Genomic DNA, 15,738 nt, shown 5'->3' with positions numbered 1-15,738 from the left:
TTACTTGGGAAATGTGGGTTCAGACGCCGCTTACCCTTAATCGCCATTTAGACGAGATCATATACTTCTTCCAGTCTACGCAATATGATCTTGTCGTCATCGAGGACTTAGATAGATTTAACAACGCTGAAATATTCGTCACGCTGCGTGAAATCAATAGCCTGGTGAACGCCAATCTGCGCGGCAAGCGACACATCCGGTTTCTCTACGCCCTTCGCGACGATATGTTCGTGAACACGGATAGGACCAAGTTCTTCGAATTCATTATTCCAGTCATCCCTATCATCAATAGCTCGAATTCTATCGACAAATTGCTGGAGCAGGGCAAGCGGCTCTCCCTGGACGATAGGTTCGATCAGCGGTTCCTGCGGGAGGTTTCGCGATATCTGAACGACCTCAGGCTCATACAGAATATTTTTAATGAGTATGCTATCTACGTCGCCAATCTCGAAACCGAGAACGAAACCAGCCTAGACGTCAACAAGCTGTTGGCGGTCTTGATATACAAGAACGTGTTCCCAAGCGATTTCGAGAACCTTCATCGCGGAAAGGGGCATCTGGCAGGGGTTCTTCGAAGTCATGATCGATACATCGCGACGAGCGAGTCCCGATGCAAAGTCGAGATATCTCGCCTCGAGACGCTTGTCGATCAAGGTGAAAAGCAGCTGCCGAACGATCTGACCGAGTTGCGCCGGAGCTATGCGATGGCCATCGTAGAGATGGTTCCCGAGGGACACAGCCGTGTTGGCCTCAATCATAGTGCCATGATTTCTCTGAGCAACCTTGCTAACGATGAGCGTCTTGAAGCAATAATGGGAGCGAGCCAACTGTTAACCACTTCAATACACGGTCACCAGCATCACCTCCAAGTAGGCAATTTACAGGCGAAGGTTGATCCCCATAGAACCTTCCAACAGCGCAAAGAGGACGTTGAAAAGAAGTCTGCGGAATTTAGAGACTCTTCACTCAAGCAAATTCGCGAACTGAGGGCCAAATTAGGCAACTTGCGAATGACTAAATTCAACGAAGTCATTCGAGAAAATTCAGATGAAGTCGATGGGCTGTTCGACGAATTTGGAGACGGCGCCGATCTGGCTCGCTTCTTGGTTCTGGAGGGTTATCTGGATGACACGTACTACCAGTACACATCCCTTTTCCATTCAGGGCGTCTATCTCCCAGCGATAACAAGTTTCTGATCCACATTCGCGGTTTTAGAACTCCAGATCCCAACTTTCAGATAGACAATCCGAAGGAGGTCATCGCCGCGATGCGCGACGAGGATTTCAGCCGAACCTACGTTCTCAACGTGACGATCGTCGACTGCCTGCTTGCGGATCCCTCTTCGTATGGGATGCAGAAAAAGCGTCTGCTCAACTTCATCGCGACCGATTTCGCGGGCTGCGAGACATTCCTGTCAAGCTACTACGCCAGAGGCACGGCGGTCGCGGCTCTCATTTCTGGAATGGCGAGGACGTGGCCTGGGTTCGTCGCGGCGGCACTGACCAGTCCCGCAAACCTGATGCATGTTGCGCACATCATGAGCCACATGTCGAATGCGGACCTGAAGGGTCTTGCCGGCAGGCACCCGGCCATATCAAACTTCGTCTCAGAGAGGTTGGCTGACATCTTGGCGCAGGGGGTCGATGTCCCAGCCGAACGACTGCAACCGCTCGACGTCGAAGCGACCGACCTAGCCGCCGTGGAGGCTTACCCGGGCGTCATAAGGGTCCTGTTCGACGGCGGTCTCTATGAGCTTTCCATCGACAACCTGAATTTCATATTCCGAGTCGTCCTCGGTATCAGGGAAGTTGATCGGTCAGGCGAGCAAAACTACACGTTGGTACTCGAGTCCGGAAGCGCGCCGCTTCTAGCCAAGATCGATGGCCGTTTCGGCGAGTATCTTCGGAACGTCCTGCTTCGTCTGCCGAACAATTGCCGTGAGAGCATTTCGACCATTCAACGCGTCATCGGCCGGGCCGACGTGGAAGTTGAATCCATTGCAGAATTCCTCGAGATGCAGTCGACATCGGTCCCAACCTTGGATCAAGTCCCCGATGGTCTCCACGCCACGCTTTTTCGGATAGCAAAGATCGAGGCGACTTGGGTAAACTGCTTAGCGTTTATTGGCAGCAGCAACTACGATGCGGAAGTACTCACGTCGTTCTTGAACAGACCGGCCACCTTGCGTGCGCTTGCCGACCACCAAGTTCCGGACGGAGATCGGGCGGCACCATTGCGCAAGTTCATCCTAGAGAACGACGCATTGAGCGAGGAAACATATTCGGCCTATGTCAAAGTGCTTCCGAGACGGTTCAAAGTCTTCCCGCAGCAGCTCAGTGCAGCAAAGACCAAGATACTGGTCGAGCAGAATACCATAACCTTCTCCGCGACCAACCTTTTGCATCTCAGCGACGATCCAACATTAGGCATCGCATTCGTAACAAGGAACATTGCAGAGTTCTTCGAGGCTGAAGGCGAGTGCGATCTAGCCGACGACTTCCGGCAGAATCTGTTGGAAGCGGACATTGGCGATGAAAACAGGCTGAAGATAATTCAAAAGATGGATCTTAGCCTGCTGGCTGACATATCGTCCCGCGCGGCCATCGTTGGCAGAATACTCGCTCGAACTGGCGTGAAGATCGACAACCTCGGAGTCGACGCCGCACGTGCGGTCATCGTCAACTCCCAGCCTCTTTCCACACAGATAACTTTGTTCAACATGCTTCAAAGGATGTTCGATGATCAGCAAGTGAGAGATATCCTGCGTTCACTGCCTGATCCACTTCCCGACATCAAACCGGGTTTCTCAACGCCGAAGATTGAAGGCAGCGAAGTGAACCTCGAGTTCGTTACATGGTTGAAGGATCGGGGCTTCATCTCATCGTGGCGGAAAGGCACCTTGTTCGATGACGACATTCGCATGAGTATGTTCAGGAAGTGAGTAGGATCGTTCATCGCAGTTTCCCAAGCAGGTCGTTCTCGGCACCTCGCCGAGATAGATTAGCGGATAGCAGGTGGCGGGCTCAAATCCTGATAGGCTGAAGACCTCCACCGTTGCCAGGCGGCTTGCCGCCTGCTCGGAGCGTCGGGCAGGGCGTTGCTTCGCCCCGTTTGAGCATGCTCTGTGCCAGAGTGGCAGCTGTCATCACGCGGAATTGCCGACAGGCCGCTTTCCGCCCGTCAGGCGGTTTCAGCCCGGTTGACCATGGCAGCCCGTATGAGTGTCCGCTGTCTGGCTGTCGCTGCGATGGCGGTGCCGCACCGCCACAAGACAGCTTTCCGCCCTTCCCGCTCGGTCGTGTCTCGGAAGTGGTAGAAATTGTCTGGCGGCGTAATCTCCGGGTGAACCAACACCCACCCAACCGGCGGCGGCAACCGCCAGGGAGATCACGCCATGAAGCAGAATACCGATAGCTCGTCCTTTTCGCCGCTGCCCGACGCAGGCGGGTATGATCCGATCGAGGATCGCCTGCGGGCGAATGTCCGGGCCACCATTGAAGCCATGTTCGAAGAGGAACTTGCCGCCTTTCTTGGTTGGCTTCGTTACGGCCGCGGCAATGAGCGGGCCAGGGGCTACCGCCACGGGCACCGCGATCGGCAGCTGACCGGCACATTCGGCACCGAGACGGTGCGGGTTCCTCGTGCTCGGATCGAGAACGAAGCCGGCAAGATCACCGAATGGCGATCGAAGGCACTGCCCCGCTACAGGCGGCTGACGAAGAAGGCCGAGGCCCTGATCGCGGCGGTCTACCTGGCCGGCACCAACACGCGCCGGGTCAAGCGGGCGCTGTTCGGACTGTTCGAGGGGGCGGTGAGCAAGGACGTGGTCAGCCGGGCCTGGCGCAAGGTGAAGGTCGACTGGGACGCCTGGTCCACCCGCGACCTGGCCGAGGAGGATATCGTGCGGCTCATCCTCGACGGCACCGTCATCAAGACCCGGCTGGACCGCAAGGCCACCAACATCTCGGTGCTGGCGGCGATCGGCATCCGCCGCGACGGACAAAAGGTGCTCCTCTCGATCAGGAACATGGGCGGCGAAAGCACGGCTGCCTGGGGCAGCTTCCTTGCCGACCTGGACGCGCGGGGCCTCAGGCGGCCCGAGTTCGTAATCGTTGACGGCGCCCCCGGCCTTGAAGCCGCGCTTGTGGCGCTCTGGGGCGGGGACCTGCCCATCCAGCGCTGCACGGTTCACAAGCACCGCAACCTGCTTGGCCACGCGCCCAAGCGCCTGCATGACGAGCTGAGCGAAGACTACCGCGACATGATCTACGCCGACAGCGCCGCCGAGATCGAGACGCGCCGCAAGGCCTTCCTCCGCAAGTGGAAGCTCAAGTGCCGGGCCGTGGCCGATAGCCTTGAGGAGGCCGGCGATCGCCTCTTCAGCTTCACCCGCCTCGATCCGTCGCAATGGAAATCCGCACGGACCACCAACGCCATTGAGCGTCTGAACGAGGAGTTCCGCCGCCGCATCAAGACCCAGACCGTGCTGCCCTGCGCTGAAACCGTGCCGATGCTGCTCTGGGCGCTCCTGGCGTCAGGGCAGATCCAGATGCGAAAAGTCGATGGCTGGGAAACCCTTTCTCAGCCTCTCGTGCCGATGTCTCTTGACCTCGCGGCCTGACCGGAGCCAACGTTACATGCTCGGAGCGCGCTGCTCGCCAATTTCCACCACATTCGCGACACGACCGCATCATGGCGATGAAAAATTGATTGTCTGGCATGGGCTTCACGGTCCTGTGCCAATTTTGATCCATATCCGGCCCTGCGGGTCGGGGAAGGCAACACCCGCTGCCCGGCGGGAAGCACCCTGTTGAACAAGGAAGTCAATGCCATGCCGATCAGTCTTGCCGCCGCTGCACAGACCTACCGCGAAGCCGCGCGCGATGCGGTGCGCCGCCATTCGACCTTCCACCTGGTACAGGCGGCGCTGCTGGTCGTCGCGGGGATCGTCGCCATCGTCTTCCCGGCCTTTTCTTCGGCTGCTGCCGTCGTGGTGTTCGGCTGGCTGCTGATCGCCAGCGGCATCATTCAGGCCATCGGCCTGATCAGCGCACGCCATGCGCCGAACTTCTGGCTGCAGATCATCTCGGCCATACTTGGTGTGTTGCTGGGCATTCTGCTCTTGCGCAACATCGCGCAGGGGATGCTGCTGCTGTCGCTTCTGCTGATCATCTTCTTCATGATCGAGGGGATGTCGAAGGTTGTCTTCGCATTGACGATCCGTCCCTTGCCCAACTGGCTTTGGGTTTTTGCCAGCGGGGTGCTCTCGGTCGTGCTGTCGCTTGTGCTTTTTGCCGCGATGCCGGTCACTGCGCTGTGGCTGATCGGGCTGATGCTGGGGCTCGACCTCATCGCCATTGGCGCGGCCCTTGGTGCGATGGCGTGGAGGCTTCGCGGGCAAGCGGTGCCCGCCGCCTGATCCCCTAGGGCGCCCGGCTTCGGGCGCCATTTTCTTGCAATGAATTGACTGAAAGGCGCCGAAATGGCCAGCAACCCGAAATCGCAGACGCGAAAAACCCTTCCCATCGACCTCGCCTTGCAGGGGGGCGGTTCGCATGGGGCGTTTACATGGGGCGTTCTGGACCGCATCCTCGAGGAAGACTGGTTCGAGATCGATGGCATTTCCGGCACCTCGGCCGGCGCCATGAACGCGGCAATCCTGGCGGCCGGCATGGCCACCGGCGGGCGGCAGACCGCGCGTGAGATGCTGACCGCCTTCTGGCGCCGGACGGCCGATGCCGCGCGCTTCAGCCCGTTCAAGCGCGGGCCGCTGGAGGTCCTGACGGGCAAATGGACGCTGGACAACTCGCCCGCCTTCATCGCCATGGATCTGATGGCGCGGCTGATCTCGCCCTATTCGCTGGGTGGGGCGGCAGGGAACCCGCTGCGCGACATCCTGACAGACCTGATCGATTTCGACGCGCTGGCGACCGGGCCGGTCAAGCTGTTCATCACGGCAACCAATGTGCACACCGGGCAAGGCAGGGTGTTCCGCAAGCATGAGGTGACGGCCGATGTGCTGCTCGCCTCGGCCTGCCTGCCATCGATGTTCCAGGCCATCGAGATCGACGGCGTGCCCTATTGGGACGGCGGCTATGCGGGCAACCCGACGATGACGCCGCTCGTGCGTGAATGTGAAAGCCTCGATACCGTTCTGGTGCAGATCAACCCGGTCGAGCGGCGCGAGACGCCGCGCACCGCGCGCGAGATCGCAAGCCGCCTGAACGAGATCTCTTTCAACGCCCAGCTACTGAAAGAGTTGCGGATGATGGCGCTGCTGCGCCGTGTCATCGACCCCGGCAATGGCGAGGCGCGGTACTGGAAAGAGATGCGCCTGCATCGCATCACCTCGGACATCATGGTGGACCTTGGACATTCCTCGAAGCTGAATGCCGAATGGGACTTCCTGAAGATGCTCTTCGACGAAGGGCGCCGCGCCGCCGAGGATTTCGGCCGCACCCATATTCAGGACATCGGGGTGCGTTCGACCTTCGATATCGACGCGCTGGCGGACGAGCTCTGACATGCTGGGTCTGCTGGGTATTCTGTTGGGCCTTGCCCTGATCATGGTGCTTGCGTTCCGCAGTTGGACAATCCTGCTGCTGGCGCCTTTGGCTGCTGCGGTGGCGGCGCTTTTTTCCGGTCAGCCGATGCTGGCGCACTGGACGCAGACCTTCATGCCTGCGGCGGCGGGGTTTGTGGCGCAGTTCTTTCCGCTTTTCCTGCTGGGCGCATTGTTCGGCAAGCTGATGGACGACAGCGGATCGGTTTCAGCGATCGCCGATTACATGACGCGCCGGCTCGGCCCCTCGCGGGCGATCCTTGCCGTGGTGGCTGCGGGCGCGATGGTCACCTATGGCGGTGTCAGCCTGTTTGTGGCGTTCTTCGTTCTGGCGCCAATGGGGCAGGCGCTGTTCAAGGCGGGAAGCGTGCCGCGCAGGCTGCTTCCGGCGGCACTCGCGCTTGGAACCTCGACCTTCACCATGTCGGCCATGCCGGGAACGCCTGCGATCCAGAACGCGATTCCGATGCCGTTCTTTGGTACCACCCCCTTTGCCGCACCTGGGCTTGGCATCATAGCCAGCATCATCATGGCGGCCATCGGCCTGGGCTGGCTTTCCTTCCGCGAACGTCAGGCCAAGGCGCGGGGCGAGGGTTATGGCGCGGCCGAAAAAGGCTCCGCCGTCTCGCGCGAGCTGGCCAGCACCGCACGCGAGTTTGACCCTGCCGAGATCAGCCGCGCCGGATCCTGGGGCGGGCGGCCACCGATCGGCCTGGCCATTCTGCCGCTGGTTCTGGTTGTCGTGGTCAACCTGATCCTGACGCAGTTCGTGCTGCCCAGCATGGATTTCGACTTCCTCTCGCAGCCCGCATGGGGCGAAACCACCCTGTCGGCTGTCGGCGGGGTCTGGTCGGTGGCGCTTGCGCTTCTGGTCGCCTGCATCGTGCTGGTTGCCATGAACCGGCGCCGCTTTCGCAATCTGCGCGAAAGCATCGACTCGGGCGCGACGGCCGCAGTACTTCCGATCATGAGCGTGGCAAGCCTTGTGGGGTTCGGCGCGGTCGTGGCGGCCCTGCCTGCGTTCGAGATGGTGCGGGACTGGGTTCTGGGCATCGGAGGCGGGCCGCTCGTGTCACTGGCGGTAGCGACGAACATCCTTGCCGCGTTGACCGGATCGGCTTCGGGCGGGATGACCATTGCGCTGCAGGCCCTTGGCCCCACCTTCATGCAGATCGCGTCAGACACAGGGCTGGACCCTGCGCTGATGCACCGGGTGGCCGTGATCGCCTCGGGTACGCTGGACAGCTTGCCGCATAATGGCGCGGTGGTCACGATGCTTGCGGTCTGTGGCTGCACGCATCGCGAAAGCTATCTGGACATCGTCATGGCCGCCATTGTCAGCGCGCTTGTTGCCCTTGTGGCCGTGATCGTGCTTGGCACAGCCTTCGGTTCCTTCTAACCCGATAGGGACAGAGCTTCGGGATCGTCATGACACAGCCCACGCCGACCGCCGCACCACCGGCCCTTTTGAACATCACGCTGGGCGTCATGCTGGCGCTGATGCTGGGGTGGTTCTTCCACATCGCCTCGGGCGTTCTGGTGCCAATGGTGCTGGGGTTGATGATCTCTTATGTGGTCATGCTCATCCGCAGAAGACTGATCGCCAAGATCCCCAGCCTTGACTTTCGTCGCAGGTTTCACATGTAGTAACGTAACCACAATCGGAGGCCGCGATGACGATTCATACGATCAGCAGCCGTGAACTGAACCAGGATCTGGCCCGCGCAAAACGGGCGGCGCTTGACGGTCCCGTGTTCATCACGGACAGAGGCCGACCGGCCCATGTCCTTATGAGCTTTGCCCAATATCAGCAGATGAGCGGCCAGCGCCGCAACATCCTCGATGCACTTGCGGTGCCGGGGCTGTCGGACATCGACTTTGAGCCGCGCAAGACTGAGATCATGTCCCGACCGGCCGATCTGTCCTGATGTTTCTGCTCGACACCAATGTGATTTCCGAGTTGCGCAAGGCGGGGGATGGCAGGGCCGATGCCAATGTCACCGCCTGGCTGAGCGGTCAGGATGCCGCGGCACTGTTCATTTCTGCAATTACCGTGATGGAACTGGATATCGGCGTGCGCCGCATCGAGCGGCGCGATGCGGCGCAGGGAGCCTTGCTCCGGGCATGGTTCGCAGAACGGGTCCTGCCGGAGTTCCAGGAGCGGGTTTTGCCGGTAGATACAAGCGTGGCGCTGCGCTGCGCCGGCCTTCATGTTCCTGATCCGAGATCAGAACGGGACGCACTGATAGCGGCGACGGGGCTGGTCCATGGCTTCACGGTCGTGACCCGAAACACCGGTGATTTCAAGGACACGGGGGTGATCTTGCTTAACCCTTGGGTCAGAGTGTGACTGACAGCCGAAAGACCCTGTTACACGCCTTTGAGGCAGACGCGGATCACTACTGCACCTGTTCAGGGGACGCCTTCTCTCGCTTCTCGGTCGAAAAGTAACCGGGATAGGGATTGGCAGGTCCGTAGCCTATCCCGTTCTCAACGAAGAAGCCCAATCGCCCGAGCAGCCACGCCCGGTGCCAGCACGAGCCCGCCAGCAGCAGACGCAGCCAGCGTGGCGGTTGGCGGCCCGAATAGCCAGCGAGGTACATCTGGTGCAAAAGGCTGTTGCGATGGCGCGTGGCAGTGCGACCCTTACCCATCCTTCCCGACCGGAACGACCGCAAACCGATCAGCCGTCAGCGAGGTTTCATAGACGATCTGTCCGTCCTTGGCGTAATTGCTCTCGCCAATCCGCCCCCTCACATGGACGAGATCCCCCGGCTTCAGGTTCTCCTTCAGCCAGGCGAAACCCGCCGTGTTGCGCTCAAAAAGGGTGACGGTGTTCCAGTCAGTGCGCTCGCGCAACTCGCCGCTGTCCTTGTCCTTCCAGCTGTCGGTTGCGGCGATGCTGACCTTCAGGACCTTGCCGCCGCCAAGCTCGGTTCTGCGGCCGACATAGCCCTGAATCTGGAATTCCGCAAAGGTGTACAACATCTTATCTTTCCTCGTTACGATACTGGATTGAAGGCTCGCCCTCGAAAGGGCGCCTACTTCCCGAGCCTCCGTGCCCGCTCTGCGACCCGGACGATTTGCCCGCCGGCGGCAAGAGCGGCAGATTTCACGGCGGGCGCATTCTGGGCGATCTGGCGGCCGACCATTTCGCCGGTGCTGAGATTTCCCATTCGCTCGCGCGCCTGCACGCCGCGGGTGTTCAGCATCCCACGGGTCATGGCTGCAGTTCCGGCAGCAACAGCCGGCCCCGCCACCACCATGAAGTTCCCCGACAGCCCGCGCACGATCAGAGGCGTTGCAGCAACGAAGCCCTTCGCCAGGAAGATCATGACGAAGAAGGGGATAAGCGAGCCGATATTGGTGGCAGATTCCGGGTCTCCGACCTGCGCAAGGAGGGCGTTTGCCATGCCCACCACAGTCGAGAACATCGCGGCGATCACCACCGGGTAGAACGCATAGCTGACGGTTGTGGAAACCCAACGGTGGAAGAAGTCCTTGGTCGCATCGAACAGCGACAGGGCGATCATCACCGGCGCCAGGCCTAGCATCAGCGAGAGCATCATCTTGGCAAAGATCAGCACGATCCCGGTCATGAAGCCGAGGATGCTGAGCAGAATGAGGCCGATGCCGCCCAGGATCGCGCCCGTCATCCAACCCAGATTACTGCCGATCGCATTGAGATAGGCCGAGAACCGTTCGATCAGATTGTCGAACTCACCGGCAAAGTGCGTCGCGCCAGCACCGCCGCCTCCGACCGATGCGACCAGCGCCCCTGCGATATAGTCCAGACCGCCGATCACCGCATTTGCGACCGCGTTGAAGCGGGTCCAGTTGAAGGCGAAGAACCCGATCAGGGTCAGCTTCAGCAAGTACCAAAAGAAGGTCGCGCCATCCATGCTGCGATATTGGAAGGCCATGTTGATACAGAGGCCGATCAGGGAAAGCGTGACCATCAGCAGGGTGATCGTGCCGATATTGCTCGCAACAGCCCCAAACTGCGATTCCGCAGCCGAGGCGAGGAAGCTATCGGCCGAACCGACCATCCAGCTGACAACACCCATTACCAGTTGCCCTGCGCTTCGCAGACAGCTTGAACTGCATGGCGCAAGTCGTTGGCTGGGCGACGCAATACCCGTTGGGTCTGTGTGTGCTCAGCCTGCGGTAGGTCAGCGAAGCGCTCGGTATATTCCGCGTCAGCAGCTGTCCAATCCGGGAAACGTGTTTCGCAGGAACAATCGCCATTTGCCACGATGGTTTCCCACGAGCGCAGTTCATAGAGGGCCATCACAGTCAGCGCCTTGTAGGCTTCGCGGGGAGAGACATTTTCAACCCATGCCGGGCGCTCGGGCCTGTCGTTGCAGATACGGTACCGTTGCGGCTCAAGCGTGGGTGTCAGATCGTTGGTGACGGGAGTTTGCCCGATGGCCGGAAGTGCGGCAGCGAAGATGGCAGCGGTGAGAACGAGGACACGCATGGGGGTTTCCTTTCATCATTCGGAGGCAAGGCGTGAGGGGACCTCATCAAGTCCAATGCCGGGCAAGTAGAATTCGGTGATGCCTCTGGCCCCCTCATGGCGGCCGGCCTGAATGATCACGTCGATCGAGCCTTCGATGTAGGTGATCATGTCGGCATAGGTCATCGGAAGGTCCGTCTTCAGGGCCGCAATGGCAAGGCGCCGGACGGCGAGCTGCGGTGTCTCGGCGTGAAGCGTCGTCAGAGATCCGCCATGGCCGGTATTGATCGCTTCGAGGAAGGTCATGGCCTCCTTCCCGCGCACCTCGCCCAGAACGATCCGATCCGGCCGCATGCGCAGGGTCGAGGTCAGGAGCGCATCGGCGCTGCGGGCGTCGGATTCCCGGTCCGAGATCAGCGTCACGACATTCGGCTGCTCGGGCCTGAGTTCGGCCGCTTCCTCGATGGTCAGGATACGCTCGTCATCCGGGATGAGGGAGATGATCTTGCGGGCGGCGACCGTCTTGCCGGTGGAGGTGCCGCCAGAGACGATCATGTTCAGCTTGTTTTCGACACAAAAGCGTAGAGCCGCATCGATCTCGCCCGAGGCCACCACCTTCCGAAGCGCGAGGTTGCGTTCCTTGCGCAGACCTTCAAGGCTACGTTCGCGGCCGTAGAGGAAGCCAAGCCTGATCTGCTCGAGCGGGAGCGTCGAGAAGAATCGCAGCGAGATGGAAAACCCGCCTTCGACGGCCGGCGGCTGGATGACCTGAGCCCGGATCGGTCGATCCCCCCAGAGGATGCTGACCGAGACGATGGGCTTGCGGTTGCTGAGCGTCGTGTTGGCCGCCGAGGCGATTTGGTTGCCAAGGTCCCTGATCTCGATCTGCGTGAGCGGCTGACCCAGGTCTCGCATGAAGTGATCGCCCTGGAACTCGCCCCAGACCCGGCCATCGGGGTTGATGCATATCTCGATCACATCAGGGCGGCGGATCGGATCCCCCAACCGTGCCAGCGAGGCTTCGAGGTAGCTTGCCGGCATCAGAGGATCTCCAGATCGCGATCGACCATGACGGTGATGCGGGTGCCCTGCGGCACACGGATCACCGGGCGGATCGAGAGATAGTCCTGCATCACACTGCGGCTGGTATCGCGAAGGTCCGTGGCCACATCGCTTGCCGCATCCGAGGTCGTGTCGTCGTCGATGCTCGCTGCGGCTGCGGCGGGGACCGCGCCGATCAGGGAGATCAGCGCGGCCGATCCGAACCGCGTGCCAAAGCGGCTGTCGACATGGCCTGTGACGCCAGAGCGGCCGAGTTCATCCCCGCCAAAGGCGCTGATCTGAACCGTCTGGTTGTCGGGCAGAATGATCCGATCCCAGCCAACCATCACCCGGGATTGCGCGAGCGAGACCTCAGAGCGGTAGCGCCCGATCAACTGGGCACCGCGCGGGATCAGAATGCGGGTGCCATCGAAGGAATGCACATCTTCCGAGACGACCGCCCGGATCACGCCGGGCAGGGTGCTGTCCATGGCGGTTTCCAGCACCGCCTGGATCATCGTGCCCTGCACGACGGTGTGGCCGGGGTTCACGATGATCTCGGCCCGGGTCACGGGCGCCGCCGCCGCGCCGCCCCGCACGAAGGCCTCATCCGCGCTGAGACGTGCCGCCTCGACCTCGGATTCTCCATTCGCTCCCCCACCCACGCCGGACCAGGCCAGCATGGGGGAGGTAATGCGTGCCTCGCGTGCCGCAGCCTCTGCGGCCCGCCTGCGCTCGAGCTCGGCGAGCCGTGCATCTTCCTCGCCGGTGCCGGGCGCTCCAAGCCGAGCGATCTCGAGATCCATGCGAATGCGCTCCAGCTCGCGGTCCCGCTCGACCAGCTGCCGCTCAAGAGCGCTGCGGGCTTCCGCGTTCGAGGCGTCCAGTGCCGCCAGTTGTGCTGTCAGATCCGCGATGGCTGCCTGTGAGGCTGGATCGCCCGTCTCTACGGGACGCGCACGCAATTCGGCCAGTTCCGCTTGCAATCTGCCGAGCGTTTCTCGCAACTCGAGCTCTGCAGCGCTTGGCCCTTCAGGAACCGGCGCGGGCGCCGGAGCGGGTTCTGGGGCCGGGGTCGCGGGGAATTCGCCGAAGCCTGACCCGTTGCTTTGGAACTCCTCAGCCGCCGCCGTGGGCAAGCTGGGCTCGGTCTTTGGCTGTAGGAGCAACCATCCCAAGCCACCAATCATCAGAATAGCGGCGCTGCCGAGCAAGGCCGCAAAGAGAGAGGGGCGGGCGGGCGCTTTACGTTTTCCCGTCGAGGCTTCTATGGCTTTGAGGCGGGTGGCAAGGTCGTCAGGATCACTGCTCATGACGATGCCGCGCCTTCAGCGCCTGACATATCCTGGATGCAGATGACATCTTCGCCGAGGCGCAACACCCACTGGCGGTGAACCCCGGAGACCCGAATCACGCCTTCTTCCTGCGCGACGGAATTCACAGTTCTCTCCCGCCCGCCGGTCCAGCGGAAGATCGCGGGGATCGGCGCATTACGCGGGAAGCGGAAATAGGTGAAGGTGCCATCGTCCCAGACCGCGGTTGGCGTAAACTCGGTCTGGCTGCTCACAGCATAATTGCTGTTCGGTGCGCCGGCGGCGACGGCATTGACGGCAGGCGCGGCGGCATCCGGATAGCGAAACTGCACGACATAATGCGGGGTCTCGCGCGCCTCGACGACATGGAAGTAGTAGGAGCGCCGGTTTGTATAGACGGTGATATTGGTGGCGACATTTGACGCCACGGGCTTGATGGCAAAGGCCCGGCCGCCGGGCACGCCGTCGAACTGGAACCCCGCTGTGTCACCGGCGATGATCGAGCGGATGGTTTCCCCCTCGCCGAACTCGATCGAAGTGACACGGGTCAGATTGGTGACCACACGGTAAACTTGTCCCTCGGTCCAGGTTGCAACCCGGACCCGGCTGTCGTGCGAGCCAGGGCGCGGTGTCGTCTCGGCGAATGCTGGCAGAGCAGCAACGATCAGGAATGCGGAAAGAAGCCGGGAAGGGAAGAGTAGGCGGGGCAGGGCGAGCTTCATTCCGACCGGTCCGATCTGATGGCATATTGGGTGACGGTGAAGCCGAAAGGGTTCTGCCAGACATCGTCGATGCTGCGGGCGTGTTCCGGGCGGAACTCGAACATCAGCGTTGCGGTGAAGAGCCCGACCTGACCGCCCTGCGGGCTTGTCAGGCGCTTGCGCAGGCGAACCTGGGCGCGGTTTTCGCCGATCAGGGTGATGCTTGCGATCTCGACCGCCATCTCGGATGTGGCGCCGTAGCGGGTCGGAGGAAAACTCTCGTGGCCGCTGGTCCACATGGCGCGCATGCTGGCCTCGGCCGCACCGCTGGATTGCGCCAGCACCCGGTTCACGCGCAGGTCGTTGTCGAGCTGATTGTAGGTCTCCCGATCCAGGATGTAGCGATAGATCTGGGACTCGATCACCGCAGGGCGCTCAGACAGTCGCACCGCTTGGACAGTCGCGTTCGGCAAGGCGAGCCCGCTCTCCGGGTCATAGGGCACGACCACAGGCAGGGGCGGCTCGACAAGGATCGCGACCGCCGCAGCCGCGAGGCAGCCCAGAACGCCGAAACCAGCCCCGGACAGACCGATCACCCGCCACTGGCGCTCCCGGCGCAGCGCACCGTAAACCAGCTCTTCCTCGACGACTTCGCGCAGGGCCATGTTCGAACCGGCCGTCATTCGAGGCTCGGCATGGTGAAATCCATGTAGCGCCGTTCCTCGGCGATGGTCGCGGCATCGACCACGCCCGCGTTGCCCGCGCCGATGGTCTGGATTGCCTCCAACTCCCACATGCGTGTCATGGCGATCGCGAGCTCCGCCGTGACACGGGTGTTATGGTCCATCGAGGCCTTCAGATCCTCCATATCGGGGATCATTGCGACGAGGCGCTCGACCCGAGCCAAGGACTGCGCAGCCTCCTCATGGCTGTTCTGTGCTGCGGCCGACAGTACCGCGCCCGTGGTCGCCCGTGTCGCGATGCCCTCAGCACCGGGATTGCCGCTGGTGGCGATCTCACGCAGGGTATCTTCATCGAAACCGGCACTCGCCAGAGCCTGTTGCATCTGGGTGCGCATCGGCCCGGCGGTGCCCCCGAGCAGATTGCTCCAGTCGCCTTGCTGGATGCCGCGGATCAGGCCGGGGATGTCTTCGAACTTGGCCTCGAGAAGCTGATCGAGGTCGCCGCCCATGAGCAGGCCGAGGATTTCGCGCGGTCCGGTGAGGGAAGCATACATGCTCTGCAACTGATCGAACTGCTGCTGGAGCATATCCAGCTGTTCCAGCGCGTTCTCGAAAATGTCGCTCTGGATCCCGAAATCCTCCAGCATCTGCTGCAGCTGACGGATTTCCTGGGCGATGTTCTGGGTATCGACCGTGGGCACGCCCTGGGCCGAGGCGCCGCCTGCGAGGCCAAAGCAGAGCGCTGTGCTGATCAGAAACTGTCTCATCGCAAATCCTCCAATCGGAAATCCATGAACCGCCGCTCGGCCGCCTGAGCGGCGGCCAGCGCGATCTGTTCATCACTCAGGGGTTGGGTCTGCGCTGCTTTGAGCCTTGTGCGGATTGCGACAATCCGGGCCAGTTCGGCACGCGCATAGGTGTTCAGGGCAATGGACGCCTGCAGATCTTCTGTCGTTCCGATAACGATAATTATGTCAT

The 15,738-nt window shown here is 61.4% G+C and carries 16 protein-coding genes and 1 pseudogene; 8 read left to right on the top strand and 9 right to left on the bottom strand.

Features of this window, described 5'->3' with window-relative positions; all coding sequences use genetic code 11:
* From CDV49_RS20490 to CDV49_RS11220, 8 genes are all read left to right on the top strand, one after another.
* The coding region (locus tag CDV49_RS20490; protein WP_176408621.1) for a YobI family P-loop NTPase at positions 1–2,942 on the top strand (2,942 nt) is incomplete at its 5' end.
* 453 nt (positions 2,943–3,395) lie between these two features.
* On the top strand, positions 3,396–4,622 hold the full coding sequence (locus tag CDV49_RS11250) for an IS256 family transposase (protein WP_088215553.1): 1,227 nt from the start codon (positions 3,396–3,398) through the stop codon (positions 4,620–4,622).
* 189 nt (positions 4,623–4,811) lie between these two features.
* Positions 4,812–5,420, top strand: coding sequence for an HdeD family acid-resistance protein (locus CDV49_RS11245; protein WP_198143212.1), 609 nt, complete (start codon positions 4,812–4,814; stop codon positions 5,418–5,420).
* A gap of 63 nt (positions 5,421–5,483) precedes the next feature.
* On the top strand, positions 5,484–6,524 hold the full coding sequence (locus CDV49_RS11240; RefSeq protein WP_035715050.1) for a patatin-like phospholipase family protein: 1,041 nt from the start codon (positions 5,484–5,486) through the stop codon (positions 6,522–6,524).
* Position 6,525: 1 nt separating this feature from the next.
* Positions 6,526–7,962, top strand: coding sequence for a GntP family permease (locus CDV49_RS11235; RefSeq protein WP_084684278.1), 1,437 nt, complete (start codon positions 6,526–6,528; stop codon positions 7,960–7,962).
* Positions 7,963–7,991: 29 nt separating this feature from the next.
* Positions 7,992–8,210, top strand: a complete 219-nt coding sequence (locus tag CDV49_RS11230) for a hypothetical protein (protein ID WP_035715047.1) — start codon at positions 7,992–7,994, stop codon at positions 8,208–8,210.
* A 26-nt stretch (positions 8,211–8,236) separates the two neighbouring features.
* Entirely contained in the window at positions 8,237–8,491 is a 255-nt protein-coding gene (locus CDV49_RS11225; RefSeq protein WP_035715044.1) for a type II toxin-antitoxin system Phd/YefM family antitoxin, read from the top strand.
* Positions 8,491–8,913, top strand: a complete 423-nt coding sequence (locus tag CDV49_RS11220) for a type II toxin-antitoxin system VapC family toxin (protein ID WP_198672404.1) — start codon at positions 8,491–8,493, stop codon at positions 8,911–8,913. Before CDV49_RS11225 ends, CDV49_RS11220 begins: the two co-directional genes overlap by 1 nt.
* Before the next feature lie 296 nt (positions 8,914–9,209).
* On the opposite strand, the gene CDV49_RS11215 is transcribed toward CDV49_RS11220, so the two are convergent.
* The 9 genes and pseudogenes from CDV49_RS11215 to CDV49_RS11175 all read right to left on the bottom strand — a co-directional run.
* Positions 9,210–9,551: a single-stranded DNA-binding protein gene (locus CDV49_RS11215; RefSeq protein ID WP_035715038.1), complete on the bottom strand. Its 342-nt coding sequence runs from the start codon at positions 9,549–9,551 to the stop codon at positions 9,210–9,212.
* A 53-nt stretch (positions 9,552–9,604) separates the two neighbouring features.
* On the bottom strand, positions 9,605–10,630 hold the full coding sequence (locus CDV49_RS11210) for a type IV secretion system protein (protein WP_035715035.1): 1,026 nt from the start codon (positions 10,628–10,630) through the stop codon (positions 9,605–9,607).
* A complete protein-coding gene (locus CDV49_RS11205; protein ID WP_088215552.1) occupies positions 10,630–11,043 on the bottom strand; it encodes a hypothetical protein in 414 nt (137 codons plus the stop codon). Before CDV49_RS11205 ends, CDV49_RS11210 begins: the two co-directional genes overlap by 1 nt.
* Before the next feature lie 15 nt (positions 11,044–11,058).
* On the bottom strand, positions 11,059–12,063 hold the full coding sequence (locus CDV49_RS11200; protein ID WP_035715030.1) for an ATPase, T2SS/T4P/T4SS family: 1,005 nt from the start codon (positions 12,061–12,063) through the stop codon (positions 11,059–11,061).
* Complete coding sequence (locus CDV49_RS11195; protein ID WP_035715027.1) at positions 12,063–13,376, bottom strand: TrbI/VirB10 family protein; 1,314 nt, start codon at positions 13,374–13,376, stop codon at positions 12,063–12,065. Before CDV49_RS11195 ends, CDV49_RS11200 begins: the two co-directional genes overlap by 1 nt.
* Positions 13,373–14,098, bottom strand: a complete 726-nt coding sequence (locus CDV49_RS11190; protein ID WP_035715024.1) for a TrbG/VirB9 family P-type conjugative transfer protein — start codon at positions 14,096–14,098, stop codon at positions 13,373–13,375. Before CDV49_RS11190 ends, CDV49_RS11195 begins: the two co-directional genes overlap by 4 nt.
* Entirely contained in the window at positions 14,095–14,742 is a 648-nt protein-coding gene (locus CDV49_RS11185; RefSeq protein ID WP_035715064.1) for a virB8 family protein, read from the bottom strand. Before CDV49_RS11185 ends, CDV49_RS11190 begins: the two co-directional genes overlap by 4 nt.
* Positions 14,743–14,756: 14 nt before the next feature.
* Positions 14,757–15,527, bottom strand: a complete 771-nt coding sequence (locus tag CDV49_RS11180; protein WP_035715021.1) for a type IV secretion system protein — start codon at positions 15,525–15,527, stop codon at positions 14,757–14,759.
* Positions 15,524–15,738 (bottom strand): annotated as a pseudogene (locus CDV49_RS11175) (lytic transglycosylase domain-containing protein); the annotation flags it as partial. The pseudogene CDV49_RS11175 and the gene CDV49_RS11180, both read right to left, overlap by 4 nt.

The organism is Haematobacter genomosp. 1, from assembly GCF_002196855.1.
Taxonomy (GTDB): Bacteria; Pseudomonadota; Alphaproteobacteria; order Rhodobacterales; family Rhodobacteraceae; genus Haematobacter.
Note: the sequence above shows the minus strand (reverse complement) of the source record. Positions and strands in the feature narration are given on the sequence as shown.

Coding starts and splice junctions, on each gene's coding strand:
- CDV49_RS11230 (WP_035715047.1), top strand. CDS start 7,992: ATGACACAGCCCACGCCGACCGCCGCACCACCGGCCCTTTTGAACATC.
- CDV49_RS11220 (WP_198672404.1), top strand. CDS start 8,491: ATGTTTCTGCTCGACACCAATGTGATTTCCGAGTTGCGCAAGGCGGGG.
- CDV49_RS11210 (WP_035715035.1), bottom strand. CDS start 10,630: ATGGGTGTTGTCAGCTGGATGGTCGGTTCGGCCGATAGCTTCCTCGCC.
- CDV49_RS11200 (WP_035715030.1), bottom strand. CDS start 12,063: ATGCCGGCAAGCTACCTCGAAGCCTCGCTGGCACGGTTGGGGGATCCG.
- CDV49_RS11185 (WP_035715064.1), bottom strand. CDS start 14,742: ATGGCCCTGCGCGAAGTCGTCGAGGAAGAGCTGGTTTACGGTGCGCTG.
- CDV49_RS11195 (WP_035715027.1), bottom strand. CDS start 13,376: ATGAGCAGTGATCCTGACGACCTTGCCACCCGCCTCAAAGCCATAGAA.
- CDV49_RS11225 (WP_035715044.1), top strand. CDS start 8,237: ATGACGATTCATACGATCAGCAGCCGTGAACTGAACCAGGATCTGGCC.
- CDV49_RS11205 (WP_088215552.1), bottom strand. CDS start 11,043: ATGCGTGTCCTCGTTCTCACCGCTGCCATCTTCGCTGCCGCACTTCCG.
- CDV49_RS11250 (WP_088215553.1), top strand. CDS start 3,396: ATGAAGCAGAATACCGATAGCTCGTCCTTTTCGCCGCTGCCCGACGCA.
- CDV49_RS11240 (WP_035715050.1), top strand. CDS start 5,484: ATGGCCAGCAACCCGAAATCGCAGACGCGAAAAACCCTTCCCATCGAC.
- CDV49_RS11235 (WP_084684278.1), top strand. CDS start 6,526: ATGCTGGGTCTGCTGGGTATTCTGTTGGGCCTTGCCCTGATCATGGTG.
- CDV49_RS11180 (WP_035715021.1), bottom strand. CDS start 15,527: ATGAGACAGTTTCTGATCAGCACAGCGCTCTGCTTTGGCCTCGCAGGC.
- CDV49_RS11215 (WP_035715038.1), bottom strand. CDS start 9,551: ATGTTGTACACCTTTGCGGAATTCCAGATTCAGGGCTATGTCGGCCGC.
- CDV49_RS11190 (WP_035715024.1), bottom strand. CDS start 14,098: ATGAAGCTCGCCCTGCCCCGCCTACTCTTCCCTTCCCGGCTTCTTTCC.